Annotated in this window: 26 protein-coding genes; all 26 read right to left on the reverse strand. The window is 35.6% G+C overall.

Going from position 1 to position 13,791, the window contains the following annotated elements:
* Window positions 1-207 precede the first annotated feature (207 nt).
* The 26 genes from GNT69_RS24950 to GNT69_RS25070 all read right to left on the reverse strand — a co-directional run bounded on the left by GNT69_RS24950 (window position 208) and on the right by GNT69_RS25070 (window position 13,568).
* Window positions 208-378, reverse strand: a complete 171-nt coding sequence (locus tag GNT69_RS24950; protein ID WP_203557687.1) for a hypothetical protein — start codon at window positions 376-378, stop codon at window positions 208-210.
* Window positions 379-452: 74 nt separating this feature from the next.
* Window positions 453-668 (reverse strand): hypothetical protein, encoded by a 216-nt coding sequence (locus GNT69_RS24955; RefSeq protein ID WP_203557688.1) that lies wholly within the window; start codon window positions 666-668, stop codon window positions 453-455.
* A 5-nt stretch (window positions 669-673) separates the two neighbouring features.
* On the reverse strand, window positions 674-832 hold the full coding sequence (locus GNT69_RS24960) for a PTS ascorbate transporter subunit IIC (RefSeq protein ID WP_203557689.1): 159 nt from the start codon (window positions 830-832) through the stop codon (window positions 674-676).
* Window positions 833-851: 19 nt separating this feature from the next.
* Entirely contained in the window at window positions 852-992 is a 141-nt protein-coding gene (locus GNT69_RS24965) for a hypothetical protein (RefSeq protein WP_203557690.1), read from the reverse strand.
* Window positions 983-1,114 carry a hypothetical protein gene (locus GNT69_RS25965; RefSeq protein WP_275411289.1) on the reverse strand — a complete coding sequence of 44 codons (132 nt, stop codon included), beginning with the start codon at window positions 1,112-1,114 and terminating at the stop codon, window positions 983-985. Before GNT69_RS25965 ends, GNT69_RS24965 begins: the two co-directional genes overlap by 10 nt.
* Window positions 1,115-1,116: 2 nt before the next feature.
* Window positions 1,117-1,371: a hypothetical protein gene (locus GNT69_RS24970; protein WP_203557711.1), complete on the reverse strand. Its 255-nt coding sequence runs from the start codon at window positions 1,369-1,371 to the stop codon at window positions 1,117-1,119.
* 722 nt (window positions 1,372-2,093) lie between these two features.
* Entirely contained in the window at window positions 2,094-3,062 is a 969-nt protein-coding gene (locus GNT69_RS24975) for a DnaD domain protein (protein WP_203557691.1), read from the reverse strand.
* Between the two features lie 144 nt (window positions 3,063-3,206).
* Complete coding sequence (locus tag GNT69_RS24980) at window positions 3,207-3,560, reverse strand: hypothetical protein (protein ID WP_203557692.1); 354 nt, start codon at window positions 3,558-3,560, stop codon at window positions 3,207-3,209.
* 20 nt (window positions 3,561-3,580) lie between these two features.
* Entirely contained in the window at window positions 3,581-4,135 is a 555-nt protein-coding gene (locus GNT69_RS24985; RefSeq protein ID WP_203557693.1) for a recombinase family protein, read from the reverse strand.
* Window positions 4,136-4,198: 63 nt separating this feature from the next.
* On the reverse strand, window positions 4,199-4,369 hold the full coding sequence (locus GNT69_RS24990) for a DUF5320 domain-containing protein (RefSeq protein ID WP_203557694.1): 171 nt from the start codon (window positions 4,367-4,369) through the stop codon (window positions 4,199-4,201).
* 44 nt (window positions 4,370-4,413) lie between these two features.
* Entirely contained in the window at window positions 4,414-4,782 is a 369-nt protein-coding gene (locus GNT69_RS24995; protein WP_203557695.1) for a hypothetical protein, read from the reverse strand.
* A 61-nt stretch (window positions 4,783-4,843) separates the two neighbouring features.
* Window positions 4,844-5,572 (reverse strand): phosphoadenosine phosphosulfate reductase domain-containing protein, encoded by a 729-nt coding sequence (locus GNT69_RS25000; protein ID WP_203557696.1) that lies wholly within the window; start codon window positions 5,570-5,572, stop codon window positions 4,844-4,846.
* A gap of 30 nt (window positions 5,573-5,602) precedes the next feature.
* Window positions 5,603-5,770, reverse strand: a complete 168-nt coding sequence (locus tag GNT69_RS25005; protein WP_203557697.1) for a hypothetical protein — start codon at window positions 5,768-5,770, stop codon at window positions 5,603-5,605.
* Window positions 5,771-6,190: 420 nt separating this feature from the next.
* Window positions 6,191-6,349: a hypothetical protein gene (locus GNT69_RS25010; RefSeq protein ID WP_203557698.1), complete on the reverse strand. Its 159-nt coding sequence runs from the start codon at window positions 6,347-6,349 to the stop codon at window positions 6,191-6,193.
* On the reverse strand, window positions 6,346-7,035 hold the full coding sequence (locus tag GNT69_RS25015; protein WP_203557699.1) for a lytic transglycosylase domain-containing protein: 690 nt from the start codon (window positions 7,033-7,035) through the stop codon (window positions 6,346-6,348). The genes GNT69_RS25010 and GNT69_RS25015 overlap by 4 nt, the downstream gene beginning before the upstream one ends.
* Window positions 7,028-7,408: a hypothetical protein gene (locus GNT69_RS25020; RefSeq protein ID WP_203557700.1), complete on the reverse strand. Its 381-nt coding sequence runs from the start codon at window positions 7,406-7,408 to the stop codon at window positions 7,028-7,030. Before GNT69_RS25020 ends, GNT69_RS25015 begins: the two co-directional genes overlap by 8 nt.
* Window positions 7,409-7,677: 269 nt before the next feature.
* Window positions 7,678-8,025: a hypothetical protein gene (locus GNT69_RS25025; RefSeq protein ID WP_203557701.1), complete on the reverse strand. Its 348-nt coding sequence runs from the start codon at window positions 8,023-8,025 to the stop codon at window positions 7,678-7,680.
* Window positions 8,022-8,642, reverse strand: a complete 621-nt coding sequence (locus tag GNT69_RS25030) for a DEAD/DEAH box helicase family protein (protein ID WP_203557702.1) — start codon at window positions 8,640-8,642, stop codon at window positions 8,022-8,024. Before GNT69_RS25030 ends, GNT69_RS25025 begins: the two co-directional genes overlap by 4 nt.
* A complete protein-coding gene (locus tag GNT69_RS25035; protein ID WP_203557703.1) occupies window positions 8,642-8,992 on the reverse strand; it encodes a hypothetical protein in 351 nt (116 codons plus the stop codon). Before GNT69_RS25035 ends, GNT69_RS25030 begins: the two co-directional genes overlap by 1 nt.
* A 61-nt stretch (window positions 8,993-9,053) precedes the next feature.
* The gene (locus GNT69_RS25040) at window positions 9,054-9,233 is read right to left on the reverse strand and encodes a hypothetical protein (RefSeq protein ID WP_203557704.1); all 180 of its coding nucleotides are present in this window, start codon (window positions 9,231-9,233) and stop codon (window positions 9,054-9,056) included.
* A 14-nt stretch (window positions 9,234-9,247) separates the two neighbouring features.
* Window positions 9,248-9,637 carry a hypothetical protein gene (locus GNT69_RS25045; protein WP_203557705.1) on the reverse strand — a complete coding sequence of 130 codons (390 nt, stop codon included), beginning with the start codon at window positions 9,635-9,637 and terminating at the stop codon, window positions 9,248-9,250.
* On the reverse strand, window positions 9,624-9,767 hold the full coding sequence (locus GNT69_RS25050) for a hypothetical protein (protein WP_203557706.1): 144 nt from the start codon (window positions 9,765-9,767) through the stop codon (window positions 9,624-9,626). Before GNT69_RS25050 ends, GNT69_RS25045 begins: the two co-directional genes overlap by 14 nt.
* Window positions 9,758-10,039 (reverse strand): hypothetical protein, encoded by a 282-nt coding sequence (locus GNT69_RS25055; protein WP_203557707.1) that lies wholly within the window; start codon window positions 10,037-10,039, stop codon window positions 9,758-9,760. The genes GNT69_RS25050 and GNT69_RS25055 overlap by 10 nt, the downstream gene beginning before the upstream one ends.
* 3 nt (window positions 10,040-10,042) lie before the next feature.
* Entirely contained in the window at window positions 10,043-10,555 is a 513-nt protein-coding gene (locus GNT69_RS25060; RefSeq protein ID WP_239094465.1) for a hypothetical protein, read from the reverse strand.
* A 177-nt stretch (window positions 10,556-10,732) separates the two neighbouring features.
* On the reverse strand, window positions 10,733-12,427 hold the full coding sequence (locus tag GNT69_RS25065; protein ID WP_203557708.1) for a fibronectin type III domain-containing protein: 1,695 nt from the start codon (window positions 12,425-12,427) through the stop codon (window positions 10,733-10,735).
* Between the two features lie 25 nt (window positions 12,428-12,452).
* On the reverse strand, window positions 12,453-13,568 hold the full coding sequence (locus GNT69_RS25070; RefSeq protein WP_203557709.1) for a hypothetical protein: 1,116 nt from the start codon (window positions 13,566-13,568) through the stop codon (window positions 12,453-12,455).
* Between the last annotated feature and the right edge of the window lie 223 nt (window positions 13,569-13,791).

Below are 13,791 nucleotides of genomic sequence, written 5' to 3' on the forward strand. Positions count from 1 at the left end.
TGCTGCCGAAAGATGAACGAATAACAGAAACGATTCTTGGTACAAATTTAAACGCAAGTCCTAGCAAGACAAATCCACCAACTAAACCTAATAACCCCGAACCACTTGTTAAAAGATCGGTTACGCTGAACGGTAGTGATACACCTGTGAAATCTACTAACGGTTCCATGTTTTTTTATTCCTCCTGGTATTTATTTATTTATTGTTTTATCGGCTACTGCCGAAAGATGAACGAATAACAGAAATGATTCTTGGTACAAATTTAAATGCAAGTCCTAGCAAGACAAATCCACCAACTAAACCTAATAACCCCGAACCACTTGTTAAAAGATCGGTTACGCTAAACGGTAGTGATACACCTGTGAAATCAATCGCCATTTTAAAATTCCCTCCTGGAAAGTTAGTTTTATAATTTTTTATAATAATGACAAAGTGTCATTTATTACCGCTATTTAATATCTTTTGATTTCAATATCATCATCATCATCGTTGTTTTTATTTCCATCCTTGAACGACTTAACAATGATTCTTAATAACAGTCCCACCCCAATTAATGCAAACCATATTAAAACCCCTGGGGCTGCTGTTTTTAACAACATTTCGACAAACTGCCAGAATGTGTTCATATTTTCATTGGTATAAAACTCTAGGTTATAGGGATTTTCCATTGCATTTAATCCCTGGTGTTTTTAACTGCTCTAATAACGACAGATAAAAGCATCCCTACGGCTATAATTGCAACGATAATCATTAAAAAAGAAGCAACGGTTTTTAAAATAAATCCGAAAGTATTCCAGAAAAAATCCCAATCCCAAACTGAGGATAAATTCATAATTTAATGCTCTCCCCTTTCATAACTTTGTATCTTTTAATATTTCAAGCATTGTTAATGTCAGGGTTACAATAACCGACCATGTGAGCAAACCCCCCATAATATCCGGGTTTCCTAAAAATGCAGCGAAAGCATAAGCCATTAATCCGCCTATTTCCATTTCAATGCACCTGCTGCGGTTACAATTAACCTGATAAGGGGATAAGTAACTAAACAAGCGGCTAAAAATATAATGTAAATAGTGACTATGTTTTTTGTTGTTTCGTCAATAATTTCATACATTTTTAACCCCTCCTTATTACTCTTTCAAGGAACATGAAAATTAAGATAGCAAAAAGAAAAGTCGATACAATCAAATCCCCTAATGTTATTTCATGGATGATATTGATTTTTCCCATGTCGTTTTCTGTTCTTGTTATTTCTCTGATTTCTACGGGAACAACTACTATCGGTTCATTCATTTCTGGGTCACTTGTTGTTTCTTCCGTTCCTTGTTCAGTGGGCTGCTCAGTCGTTTCTGTTTCTGTTTCCGGCTCCATAATTTCACCCCTTAACACAAAAAAAGGGTTTTTGTTATATCTTGGGTAACTCAAGACATAACAAAAACCCTTTTCCCTCTTCACTGAATACAACCTATTCAAATAACTCTAAATAGAGTATAATTTTATAGATTGCAGTGGGAAACCGGTTGCATGGTATGCCAGTACCATATAACCCCTTAAAATATCGCTAAATATTTTAAGGGCTGCAACTTATTTTATTTAATTTTCTTATTTCGAATATAGCAAAGGATTATATTTCCTGTTATGCCAAAACTTTTCCTTATATGCCAAAACTCCCAAAATGTGAAACTTTTTTGAAAAGCTTAACCCAAAAAAATGGGTAGAAAGCAGCAAAATATAAGCTTCCGAAAATTTCATAGCCTTTGCCTTTTACGTGCATAAATAAATATATACTTATATTTAAAAATAGCACGTTATTTTATTTTTTCTAACCCCTTTATTTTCCAACTTTTCCATTTACAAGTCTTTCCTCCTGTGCTCGCAACTATCCGAATTACTCGGAATGTTCCCTTTTACCCATAAAATTTTTCTCATACTCAACTAAACTATTAAAAAATCGTTTAATAGCGACTTCATACAACTATATATTTGATTCCCCTTTTAAAACGTTCTGAGAATCCCACAATTGACTTCTGGCGGCTTTTTTTATAGAAAACGACCTTTTATATTGATTAAGAAATTAAACGCTCTAAACCCCCTTAATTGTTAAAAGAGGCTAACTCGTTTTTTAACTGTTCTAGTTCGTCCTGAGTAAATTCCGTTTGTTGCTCTATTTTTTGTTCATAACCTGTTTCGGGAAACCATTCAGGAAGTTTTTCTTTCCTTACAGACGGTTTTTTCTTTTGTCTTTTAGTGCTTCTTTTTCTGCTAGTGAACCTTTTATATTTTCCCTCTAATTCTTCAACAGTTTTAATTTTTTGGTTATTAGAATCATTCAAAGCAGCTTGTATGTAGTTCCATGATTTCGCTCCATACAATGCACAATTATATAATTCCGCTTTTACAACTTCATAAGGCAATATTTCCAACCATTCTTTTAATTTGTTGGCTACCAGGTCTTTCCCTATTGCGGAAATGTTTTTTGTGTAGAAATAAAGTAATTCAGAAATTTGATGTTCTCTTTCTTCTTCTTCTTCTAAATCATTATTATTAAAATCATTATTATTAAGATCATTATTATTATAGGGCTGATTATCCGACGTCGGATTATCCGACGTCGGATAATCAGCTTTCGGTGACTCCGAAAGCTGATTATTAACTTTCGGTTCTTTTTCTTCGTCCCTTTTTGCGTTTCGTTCCTTCGTTTTTGCTTTTTTAGCTGCGATTCTTTTTTTTCCTTCTTCTATGAAATGATCTTTCTTTGGATTAAATTCCGGTCTTTCGAAAACCTCATAAATCCATTCTCCAAAAGTCCCATCATAGTTAACTTCTTGGTACCAGTTTATATAACCGTTAGCCATTAAATTTAAAAGGGCTGCTTCTACTCTTGCTTTTCCATCTCCTGAGCGCCTTATTAAATCCTCTTTTCTGACCTGCCAGTTATTAGGTTTTGAAAGAATATAACCTAGAACCCCTTTTGCTGCCCAAGAAAGGTTTTTATCTTCAAAGAAATATTTGTCTATCTGGACGAAAGGATTTTCCTGTTTATTTGTTCTTACAAGTGACATATTTTTTTCCTCCTGTAGCAACTTTTGTTATTTTTTGGCGGATTCCTTTCCTTGCATACAGGATGAAAAAAATTTATACTAACAATAGATTGTATGTATGCAGGGAAAGGAAAAGGGCTGCCAACTTTTTTTCTTTTCCGTTTTTTAAATAAAGGTCATTTTTACTTTAATAATAATCGTTGTTATTGTTGAGAAATTTAAATTAATAAGGGCTGCCAATAAGTGTTCGACTTTGAATTTTCTTCCCGTTTTTTTATGTACACCTGTTTCAAGGGTTTCAATCCAACTTTCCAGATCTTCTTTTTTGCAACCTGCATTTTTTAATTCTTTCGGAAAATACGAAAAATCTTTTTTCCAGGAATACATTTTTTTAAGTGCCGTGTCTATTCTCCCAAAAGAATAGACTGTTATTTTATTATTTGAGTAATATTCCCTAGTTTGATAACATTTTAAGTATAAATATTGTCTCCCTTTAGAATTAACCCTTTCTAAATACAAAACCAAAAACCTCCATTCGCTTATTCTTTTTTTTCATTGATACGTCTGTACAAAGTAGCTTGACTTACTTTTGTTGCGTTTACAATCTCACTGATTGAGTAATCTTTCGACTCATACATTTTTAAAGCTGTTTCAATTTGTTTTTCGCTTTTTCTAGGTCTACCCCCTTTTCTCCCTCTCTTTCTTGCGCTTTCCAATCCTGACCTGGTGCGCTCTCTGATAATATCCCGTTCCAATTCTGCTAAACTAGCCATCATTCGGAAGAAAAATTTGCCCATCGGGTTTGAAGTGTCTATATTATCTTTAATGGATACAAACTCAACCCCCTTTTCTTCGAAAAGTTCGCTTAATTCGATTAAATGTTTTGTGCTGCGGCTTATTCGGTCTAGTTTATAAACAACTACCCGGTCACCTTCTCGAACCATTTTTAACATCTCATCCAATGCAGGTCTATTCTTTTTGCTACTTGTTATTTTTTCTTCGAAAATTTCAAAGCAACCAAATTCCTGTAAAGCATCGAGCTGCATTTGTAAGTTTTGTTCCTGGGTTGAGACTCTTGCATAACCAATGATCATTTTTATCAAACTCCATTGTAATATAATTTCCAATCGGTAACGGTGACGAAAATCACCCTGTCATTAAACCCATTTCCCTATCTCTTTAATAGCTTTTTCAATGGATTTTAGCTGATTTTTTAACAATTCGATGTTTTGCTGTTTGCATTCGTGATCTAGTCCGTTTTTTTCGTCCTCTAAATGTTCTTTCCAGATACTTTCCCACTGTTTCAAACCGTTCCAAATATGATCCATTTTTCAAAACCTCCTTTAAGTACAATGTAGAAAGTTTAATCGGACTACGCAGTAACCTCTTTCAATTCGTTAATGGGGAAACCTCGTTTTATGAAGTCCTTAAATTCATCTAATTTTCTTTCATAGCACAATTCGCCATACATCAATCTCAAATCACTACGTGTTAGATTAACGTTGAAGTATTTGTTAAACTTACGAAGTAATCGGTTCGCGTCTTTTTGCTCTAAACCCTTACCAATAGGGCGACACAGAGAATAAACCACTCGTAATTCTACTTCTTCAATATCTTTACATTTTTTTATACTTGTATAGGTATTTGTAGGTTCATCAATTATCAGTTCGCCAAATCTGTTGAATAAATCGACTTCAAAATCCTTCATAAACTTAACTACTTCGTTATAATCTAATGCCACTTAAAGCACCCTTTCTTATTTCGCAATTTTGGTCTAATTTACACCACGTTCGAACTACGAATTAAGAATTTACCTGTTCATAAGCTATTTCACACATTATTCCGCACTCTTCCATGACTTCATCCTCAATCCTTCCCCTGTCTGGTTCTAGCTCGTCTAGGAAGACGTCTTTTATACAAGAACGACCTATTTCACGTTCTATTTTTGCCCGTTCCGCAAATACTTCTGGGAAGTCCCCCCGTATCTTGTTCCAGTAACCCATGCCACCTTTTACACAGCCGATGCAATTATTATTTCTGTAGCCCATTTCATACATGGCAGGACGTTCAATACCTAACTTTAATAGCATTCCATGAACTTCTTCTTTGGTTAGGTCAGCATCAATCAAAGGAAATACATGCTCATATTCAGGCATTGCTTTTTCTAGTCTATCTGCTCGGTGTTTTTCGGAACTGTCATATCCCCAGACATAAACCATTTCACCCTCTTGTTCTTTCTCCCACTCTTGCCTAACCTTCTTTTTTAGTTCCATAGTGCATCTCGCGCCGGTTGGTCCATTGACATAACGGGTTTTTCGAATCACTTCTTCTACCCATTTGAATTTATCACTTTGAATAATTGTGATTTCCTTTCCTAACGCCTTCTCACAATCACGTAAAAATCTTAATGTATCTGGATGTTGGTCATTGATGTGGATATAAAATATCTCGTCTATGGTGTCTTTTCGTAAGTATGCAGCAATAAAACTGCTTACTCCGCCACTAAACCAACTCACCTCTTTTTTCTTCATTTCACAATCTCCCTTATTTCGCTTTTTTTATCAATCTTCCATTTCATCAAAAGTAACAATTTCAACACCTGGAAAAGCATTTTTTAATTTTCTTAATGCCGATCTTCTTTCACCAGATACATGAATAGTAATAGTTTTATCACTTTCCACTTCAAATTCATGAGTGTAACCACTATCAGCTATTTGAACCAATTTCATGTTTTTTCACCCTCCAAATAATAATTAAATTTGGTTGTCTGCCTTATTTCTTCGTCCATTCGGCAGCATCTATTGATAGATGTTTTTAACAAACTAACCAATATTTAACTTTATAAATAAATCTTATCAAAAACGGCGTTTGTAGTCAACTAATGATAATAAGATTTTAAAAATATTTTTGACAAATAAAAAAACGGGTTTTTCCCCGTTTTTTTAATAGCTTAATTTTCTTTTCAAAAACGGTCGTTTTTGATAGAGTTTATTTAAATAGCTTATTCATTCCTTTTTGGGTTTGCTTTCCAACTTGTCTCCTAATGATTCTCTTCCCTATTGCCTTCGGTCCTTTTCGTATTGCGTTTATATCCCCTAAATACTTCGCCAGGGAATACAAGAAACTTCTAATTTTATTGATACTCATTTTTAAAACCACCACCCGACAAATATATTTTTAATGTTCTCAAAAAAAGAAAGAAAAAGGGGCTTGATCTCTGCCGTAATAACCCCGGCTATATATCCCCCTAACATATAAGCATATATTTTCTTTTGTACTTTTCTTTTTAATTTTTTTAATGCTTTCATTCTCGGAAGGCTCCCTTTATTCCGGCTGCCGTTGCTAATACTTTGTCTATATACCATTCAGCGTGATTATAGTGCCAAATTGCCTTTCTAACGTCTTTTGAATACCCACTAATAGAAAGATAGTTAGCAGCTGAGAAAATAGCATCAGGAAGGCTCCAGGGGCTTATAACGCCGTCCCCGTCCCCGTCTACCCCGTAGGCTGCAAACGTGGCGGGCATAAATTGCATATGACCGATTGCACCAGCTGTAGAAACCATTGATTTTAAGCCTATTCTTGAAAAGTCGGTTTCGATTTTGTGAATAGCAGCTAGAACAAACCAATCAATCCCGTATTTTTCCCCGGCTGCCTTGTAATAGTGTATATATTCCCTTGGTGCTAATTCTCCTGGTGATAATGAAACCGGGGTAAAAGAAGAAAAAATATATTGTTGTCTTGTTATCGGGGTTTCTATATATTCAATCGCTTTTTTATAGGCTTCCTGGTATGCAGCTAATTCATTATCTTTCATTGTTAGTTTGATTTTTTTGTTTCGTTCGTCAACCTCGCTCAATTCTTGTTTTATTTGCTCTCTTTGCTCGTTTATTTGCTGTTCTTGTTTTTTATATTCTGCTAGGTTACTAGCTTTCACTGAATCGCCAATAAACAAGAATAAGAGAGAAGAAAATAAAATAAAAATTTTATACATGTTCAATCACTTCTAATAATTCTAGTTTTCTTTTGATTTCTCCTAATGTTTTTAGCTGCTCTTTGTTCTCTTGGGTTGATTCCCCAACATCCGAAAACATTGTTTCTAGTTCTTTTTTATACCAACTGACAAAAGATAAAAGAATGTCTAGTTCTTTCGAGGTGAAAATAAAAGTCGTTTCTTGATCTAGGTGTTCATTTTCTATTATTTCGGCACTTTTAAACATATTTAAAACATCGTCAAAACTTTTTAATAGTTCTTTCGCTTGTGCTTTTTCATATGTTTTTTTAAACCCCTTTTTAACGCTGCTTCTCATTATGGACATATGCAAGATTAAAACGGCTGTTTCTGCTTTGTTTAAGGTCAATTCCACTTTCAAACAATCTCCCTTCGTTCTCTATCAGTCATTTTTAATTACTTCTAATTCTTCTTTACTTAAATTCATAGCTTCCGAAATTCTCGAATTATCGCAAGATCACGTAAAACTGTTATGCCGACAAGGTAAAATCAAGTCAAAACAAGTAGGAAAAACCTGGGTTATTGATAAAACCGCACTACTTTCTAAGCCTTCTGAACAATGAAGGTAAGCCTTCTGAACAATGAAGGATTTTCTTTTTAAACCCTTTAAGAGAATCCTTTCGTTTACATAGCGTTATTTAATTCACTTAAATACATTTCTAGTTTCCTTTTTTCTGTTTTCGTTAGTTCATTCAATTTCATTAGAAAAAAAGCTTTTCTCCCTATTTTTATTTTTCTTTCTACTCCTAAATTTTTAGCGCGCTGCCAGTGCATACACTCCCAAGGTAATAAAATAAACCCTTGTCTTTTGGCTAAATCTTCAGCAACTTCTAATGTTTGATAAAAGCTAAATTCCTGCATTTTCTTAGCACAAGCAACAACATTCAATGAATTAGGATATAAATATAAAAGTGGTCTAGGATCTTTCTTTTTATAGTCTTTTGGAATTAAAGTAAAGTCATCTAATGTCATACAGTTATTTTCCCCCTTGCTCTATTGTGGATTTCTTCTAACCTTTCAAAAAACTCTTGTCCCTGTTTTTCTGTTCCCGGTAAAGGGAAATTTTGAACCATGTTAAAAGAATCATATAACCCCAATTTAAAAACCTTTTTTGCTTTGAACATTGGGATAAATTGTTTGTGCATAAATTCCCCTGTTTGATAGTCTGTAAAATGCAAAGAGAAACCTTTGTCCCCGATCTTTCGAACATTGACCAACACTTCGACAATATCCCGAATCCTGGAATCTACATTTTTAATAGACGGGCTGCAATAGATTTGCACTGATTGCATTTTCCTAGTAAACATTAAAACCTCGGTTGCTAGGGTTGCACCGTATTTGCTCCACTTGCGATTGCTAAATGCCATTTGCGCCTCATCCCAACAAACGATACTACCCTGGGCTTCGGCTACTTTGTACCAATCTGTGTAATGAGTCAAGGGGAAACTGTCACGCAAACCATAATTAGAAAACAGCTCCACACTCCCCCCTTTGAGTTCTGTGCGGTCTTTCCAGTGATGGGCCAACAAAGACATCAAGAACGTTTTCCCGGCTCCTAATGGGCCTTGTACAAAGAAATGATGTGCCATTACTTTTTTATCCCCTTTTCTGCCAGGATAACAGGCTTAGGCGGTTTTGGTATTAAGGCTTCGATTGTATCTAAGTAGTAATCCGGGCTTGCGACGTGAATCTTTCCTTCCATAACAAAGTCAATAAGTTTTTTATAAGGGTTTTTATCGCCATGTAAGTATTTGTTTTCACTCATTGACTTTAATAAAAGTAACGCTTTTATTTGTGGTTCTCGTAAATTTTGGGCATTGCTTTTCATCTCTTCGATCACTTGTTTGACATCTGATATATGATGCATTTGAGGAAATAAATCGTCTGAAATAACTGATTGTAACTTTTCCCCGTTTCCAGATTCGGATTTCTTTTGCATTTAGTGGGCAACCTCCCGTGAAAATAGATTTAATTTCGTCTGAACGCTTCTGAGCAGCACACTATTTTTCTATTTCGCTTATAATTTCTTTTATTTTCTCTTCTAGGTTATCTACAATGGGATTGCTATATTGTTCGTCATATTCAGCAACATCTGATATCGTTTTAACCATTCCTTTTAACTCATAAAGCAAACACATAACTTTTATTTTGGGCATTGTTTCAGCTTCTTTGATTATCATTTTTTACCCTCCTTTTATGTCAATGCAATAACAATAAATGCAATAAAGACAAGTCCAAATAATAACCCTTTTGTCCAGTCCATCGCTGCCGGTGGGATAGGGGGCTTATAAGATGTGATTTGAGATAAAACCATACTTTGCTCTAAGTGCGCTAGTCGTTCGGTTTCTTTTATTGATTGAGTGGGCGCTCGGTAAAAGAAATTTCTCCCCTCTTTTCCGGTGGTGATCTCACAATCTTCTATAGGCACTTTATAAAACCCGGCAACTATAACGGCTTCGGCTGTTATGGATGTTACCCTGTTTATATCGCTTGTTTTGTTCTCGTCATCGAATACAATTAAAATGTCGGCTGTTTCCATGTTGTAAAGATTATCTTCATTGTTTCGCCTGCTAAATAACCCCATTTTTTAGTCCCTTTCTTTTTTTATTTTTCATACGCTGCCAAACCTGCAAGGAGATAAAAACAACGGTTGCAACTCCTGCTGCTGTTCCAAATCCCACAAAATACATGTAAATCAAAGCATCTACCACCATTTAACCCCCTCTTTAACAGCAAAATACATTCTCATTATTGATCTAAATATTAATAACGTTCCTAATAGTACAGTTGATAATAAAACCGATGAAACAACCATTTGCCAGGCTTCCGGCAAATCTCCGAACACTGAAAAATAACTTCCAATATTTAACCCCTGGGCGGTGACAAGCTGCACCTCTTGCAGCTTGTCTATTGCTAGTTCTAAAAATGAAATGGGCGGTTCGAAAATCTTGTCAAAAAAACCACGAATAACTCCTTTTATGTCCACCGATCAACCTCCACCCTTTATACTTGAAATTAATTTTATTGCTGCAACGGCTGTAATCACCCAAACCAAAAACAATAAAATATAGGCAAATGTATTGATTTCCAACACTTCTAAATTTGTAAATAATCTTCCTAGTATGTCGGAATATCCGTTTCCAGGGCTTGATCTCGGTGTGTACTGCAAAGACGATAATGTATTTCCTAACCCCACAATAAAAGCCCATAAAATCTTACCTGTTTCGAAAATGACAAGAAATAATTTAACGGCTAATACTCCGATCATATAAATTAAATATAGAATCCCATCAATTAAGGCATAGATCACCTGGAAAAACCCAATCAGAACATCTAACAGACTCTGGAGAAGGGTTTTTAATAACCCCCCAATCCATACTATTGCATCCCATATGACAGAAAATAACGTTCCGAAAACATCCCCTAAAAACCCGAACAAGGATGAAAAAATACTCGCTAAAAAGTCAAACAGCTTCCCGAAAGCTTCCCCAATCACTCCCATTAATAACGGTTCCTTCTGTTGCTTCCAGAACCATTCCCGAAAGCGTTCCCGATAAGTTCTATCAACTTATCAGAAAATAAAATAACCATTAAAAGAAAGATGAAGGGGGAAAGCAATACTATATTTCCTTTGAAAACAATATCTATTATTCCTTGTAAAATGGTTCCGTCCATTTGTTTATCTCCTTCCCGGTCTTTGCTCCCTTCCTGGTCTTGGCTCCCTTCCTGGTCTGTGTTCTCTTATTCTCGTTTCTCTTTCGGGTCTCGGTTCTCTTAAATTTCTTGCAGCCATTTTTAAAACTCTTTCCTTTTCTCTCGGTTGCCAGACAGAATCCTTTTTTTCTATCTCTTCTTTTTCGGTTTTTTCTTTCGGAAGGGCTTCCGAATAGGCTCTTTCTTTGCCTTCTTCTTTCGGTTCATCGGATTTGAATCGCCTACTATCGACACCGTTTAATGGTTCTTTTTCTTTGTTTTTTCCAAAACTAGTAAACAATAATTTTTTTAATCTAGGGAATAATAGGAAAGCTAAAGCTAAAAGAAAGAATCCAGATATTAAATAAAAGATTCCCATCCCTGTTTTCAATAAGTCTGTAACCCCGAAAGGGATTTTCACATTGTCGTTGTTCGTTGTTACTATTTCCCCTTCTTTTCCGTATGGAGAAATCGGAATCAAACTCACAAGCGGCGTCCCTAGTGCATCGGTTTTGATCTCTTCTTTTGGAATGGTCACCTGTAACAAACTAGCATCAACTGTTTTCCATTCTTCCCCATCAATTAATATTTTTACTTGTCCATCTGTTGGGCTTGACCACTTAAAAACATAATCCCCGGCTGAATCTGTTGAATACCCTTCACTAATTAGAACGGGTTCCGGTTCTTTTTCGGTTGTTGTTTCCAGGGTTATTCCTACCCCTTTGGAACCGTCCGAATAGATAGAGACAAACTTATAATTGTATGTCGTTTCCGGTGCTAGTCCGGTATCTTCAAAACTTGTTTCTGTTGCTGCCAGGGTTGCTATTAATTCTTCGTCCCGGTAAATCTCCACACCGGAAAATAATTCATGTGTTGGATTATTCCATATAAAATTGATGGAATTATAGTTTTTTTCATGGATTAAATTGTTCACGTCTGGTTTTGGTGGTGGTGGTGGCTCTGTCGTTAATGTTTGCGTTATTCCTGTAGATTCCGAACCATTCGGATAAATAGAGACAAACTTATAATTATATGTTGTTTCCGGTGTTAACCCGGTATCTTCAAAACTTGTTTCTGTTGCTGCCAGGGTTGCTATTAATTCTTCGTCCCGGTAAATAATAGTTCCCGTTGAATCTGTTGGATTTTCCCATTCGAAAAAAATTGATTCGGATTTCTTTGAATAATTTAAATTAAATACGTTATCCGGTATGTTTTCCACTTCGTACCCATAACCCTCTATTTCGAATACGCTGTAAGTTCCAGCAGAAACAACCTTTACACTCTTTACATTTTCTACATCAAAATCATAGGTTACTGTAGGATATAATCCTGTGTTTTCCGCTCCTGTTAATCTTGTTATTTCCTCTGTGTAATTTGAATCTCTATAAAATATTAAAGTTATCCCTGAGTGCGGTGAGTTTGTTCTCATAACTATTTGTTCTAAATTAAATTTTCCATTTAACGGTATTAAAACATAACCCCCCTCTGGTATAGCGGCAGTAGTACCCATATCCCCATCTGTTATTCTTCCACCATTCATAGAATAGATATTTCCGTTTTGATAATACACTTCTTGCAATGCCTTATTTAAAAAAACATTTTCATTAGTATTAGCGAAAACTTTTTGAAAAGGGTTAAAAAGCGTTATTAATACCATTAAGAATATAAAACCTTTTTTCATATAATCACCTTAAAATTTTATTTTATTAGTTTCCAGGTATCGGGGCTGTGCTTGTATCTGTTGACGGAATAGGAAAAGAATTAAAATCTCCTGTTAATGGTTCCGTTGTTCCCCCTTCTGTTGTTGGTGTTGGGGCTGTTTCATAATTGATTTTAGGTTCCGAATATGTTGGTTCTTGAAAACTAGGTTCCGAATATGTTGGTTCCTGGTATGTTGGTTCTTGAAAACTAGGTTCCGAATATGTTGGTTCCTGGTATGTCGGTTCTTGTCCTAGTGTCGGTTCTGTTATCCCTTCTATATCCGGATTTGTTGGGATATTTGTTCTGAATTCATCTTGACTTGGTAAAGATAAAATAGGGTTATTGATTGTAAACCCCCCGGTGTTCGGGTCTGCTCTTTCTGTAATAATAGGAGCATTGTTTTTTATATCTCCACTAGAAAATCCGGAGTCTCCTAAACCTGGGGCGTTCCCTCCTGTTGGGGATGTTATTCCCCTATTGTTTAACCCTCCTAAATCCCCTGGCGTTGCCGGGGCTGTCGGTGTATCAGGAGAATTAAACGTTGCCGGGGTTTGTGTGCTACCTAAAACTTGTTGTAAGTCGGTCTTTATCCTGGGCGCTATAATATCCCTAAAGGTTCCAGCAACCATTTCCCAATTCGGGGGCGTGGGGATAGCGTTTAAAATCTGATTTAATTTTCCCATATGCTCCTGCCATCCTGGACTAGTAAAAATATCTCCTGTTCCTGTTTGAGCTGGTGTCTGGAAAATAACATTTATAGCGTTTGTGTTTGTTGTATCTCCTTTTATTGCATACACTTCCCCGCTGCTTGTTGAAAATAATTTAAAAGCATTTGCTCCGCTAGGGGCTTTTATATTATTTGCTGGTGTTGAGTTCCTACCTAATTCAACGGCTGAACCACCGCTAGAATATGAGTACCATACAACTTCACCGGAAGCACCCCCCACCGTTAACGCAACCCAAAAATCATTTAAATCCGTTTGACTAGCCAAAAAATAACCGGGGGTACTTCCGCTTGTACCTGTACCAACATAACCAGCATAATGTATCGTTGTTGCTAGTGCGTTTATTGTTGGCATTAATAAAAAAACAACAATGAGTATTAAACATCTTTTAATCATATTAAAAACCACACCTTTTATATTTATTAAAAAGAGATAGGTTCTTTCTATCTCTTTTTAATTAGGGCTGCCAATTTTTATTATTTTTTTATCGGCTGCTGCCGAAAGATGAACGAATAACAGAAACGATTCTTGGTACAAATTTAAACGCAAGTCCTAGCAAGACAAATCCACCAACTAAACCTAATAACCCCGAACCACTTGTTAAAAGATCGGTTACGCT

This window comes from Bacillus sp. B15-48 (assembly GCF_016879755.1).
Classification (GTDB): Bacteria; Bacillota; Bacilli; order Bacillales; family Cytobacillaceae; genus Mesobacillus_B.

Coding starts and splice junctions, on each gene's coding strand:
- GNT69_RS24950 (WP_203557687.1), bottom strand. CDS start 378: ATGGCGATTGATTTCACAGGTGTATCACTACCGTTTAGCGTAACCGAT.
- GNT69_RS24955 (WP_203557688.1), bottom strand. CDS start 668: ATGGAAAATCCCTATAACCTAGAGTTTTATACCAATGAAAATATGAAC.
- GNT69_RS24960 (WP_203557689.1), bottom strand. CDS start 832: ATGAATTTATCCTCAGTTTGGGATTGGGATTTTTTCTGGAATACTTTC.
- GNT69_RS24965 (WP_203557690.1), bottom strand. CDS start 992: ATGGAAATAGGCGGATTAATGGCTTATGCTTTCGCTGCATTTTTAGGA.
- GNT69_RS25965 (WP_275411289.1), bottom strand. CDS start 1,114: ATGTATGAAATTATTGACGAAACAACAAAAAACATAGTCACTATTTAC.
- GNT69_RS24970 (WP_203557711.1), bottom strand. CDS start 1,371: ATGGAGCCGGAAACAGAAACAGAAACGACTGAGCAGCCCACTGAACAA.
- GNT69_RS24975 (WP_203557691.1), bottom strand. CDS start 3,062: ATGTCACTTGTAAGAACAAATAAACAGGAAAATCCTTTCGTCCAGATA.
- GNT69_RS24985 (WP_203557693.1), bottom strand. CDS start 4,135: ATGATCATTGGTTATGCAAGAGTCTCAACCCAGGAACAAAACTTACAA.
- GNT69_RS24990 (WP_203557694.1), bottom strand. CDS start 4,369: ATGGATCATATTTGGAACGGTTTGAAACAGTGGGAAAGTATCTGGAAA.
- GNT69_RS25000 (WP_203557696.1), bottom strand. CDS start 5,572: ATGAAGAAAAAAGAGGTGAGTTGGTTTAGTGGCGGAGTAAGCAGTTTT.
- GNT69_RS25005 (WP_203557697.1), bottom strand. CDS start 5,770: ATGAAATTGGTTCAAATAGCTGATAGTGGTTACACTCATGAATTTGAA.
- GNT69_RS25010 (WP_203557698.1), bottom strand. CDS start 6,349: ATGAAAGCATTAAAAAAATTAAAAAGAAAAGTACAAAAGAAAATATAT.
- GNT69_RS25015 (WP_203557699.1), bottom strand. CDS start 7,035: ATGTATAAAATTTTTATTTTATTTTCTTCTCTCTTATTCTTGTTTATT.
- GNT69_RS25025 (WP_203557701.1), bottom strand. CDS start 8,025: ATGACATTAGATGACTTTACTTTAATTCCAAAAGACTATAAAAAGAAA.
- GNT69_RS25030 (WP_203557702.1), bottom strand. CDS start 8,642: ATGGCACATCATTTCTTTGTACAAGGCCCATTAGGAGCCGGGAAAACG.
- GNT69_RS25035 (WP_203557703.1), bottom strand. CDS start 8,992: ATGCAAAAGAAATCCGAATCTGGAAACGGGGAAAAGTTACAATCAGTT.
- GNT69_RS25040 (WP_203557704.1), bottom strand. CDS start 9,233: ATGATAATCAAAGAAGCTGAAACAATGCCCAAAATAAAAGTTATGTGT.
- GNT69_RS25045 (WP_203557705.1), bottom strand. CDS start 9,637: ATGGGGTTATTTAGCAGGCGAAACAATGAAGATAATCTTTACAACATG.
- GNT69_RS25050 (WP_203557706.1), bottom strand. CDS start 9,767: ATGGTGGTAGATGCTTTGATTTACATGTATTTTGTGGGATTTGGAACA.
- GNT69_RS25060 (WP_239094465.1), bottom strand. CDS start 10,555: ATGGGAGTGATTGGGGAAGCTTTCGGGAAGCTGTTTGACTTTTTAGCG.
- GNT69_RS25065 (WP_203557708.1), bottom strand. CDS start 12,427: ATGAAAAAAGGTTTTATATTCTTAATGGTATTAATAACGCTTTTTAAC.
- GNT69_RS25070 (WP_203557709.1), bottom strand. CDS start 13,568: ATGATTAAAAGATGTTTAATACTCATTGTTGTTTTTTTATTAATGCCA.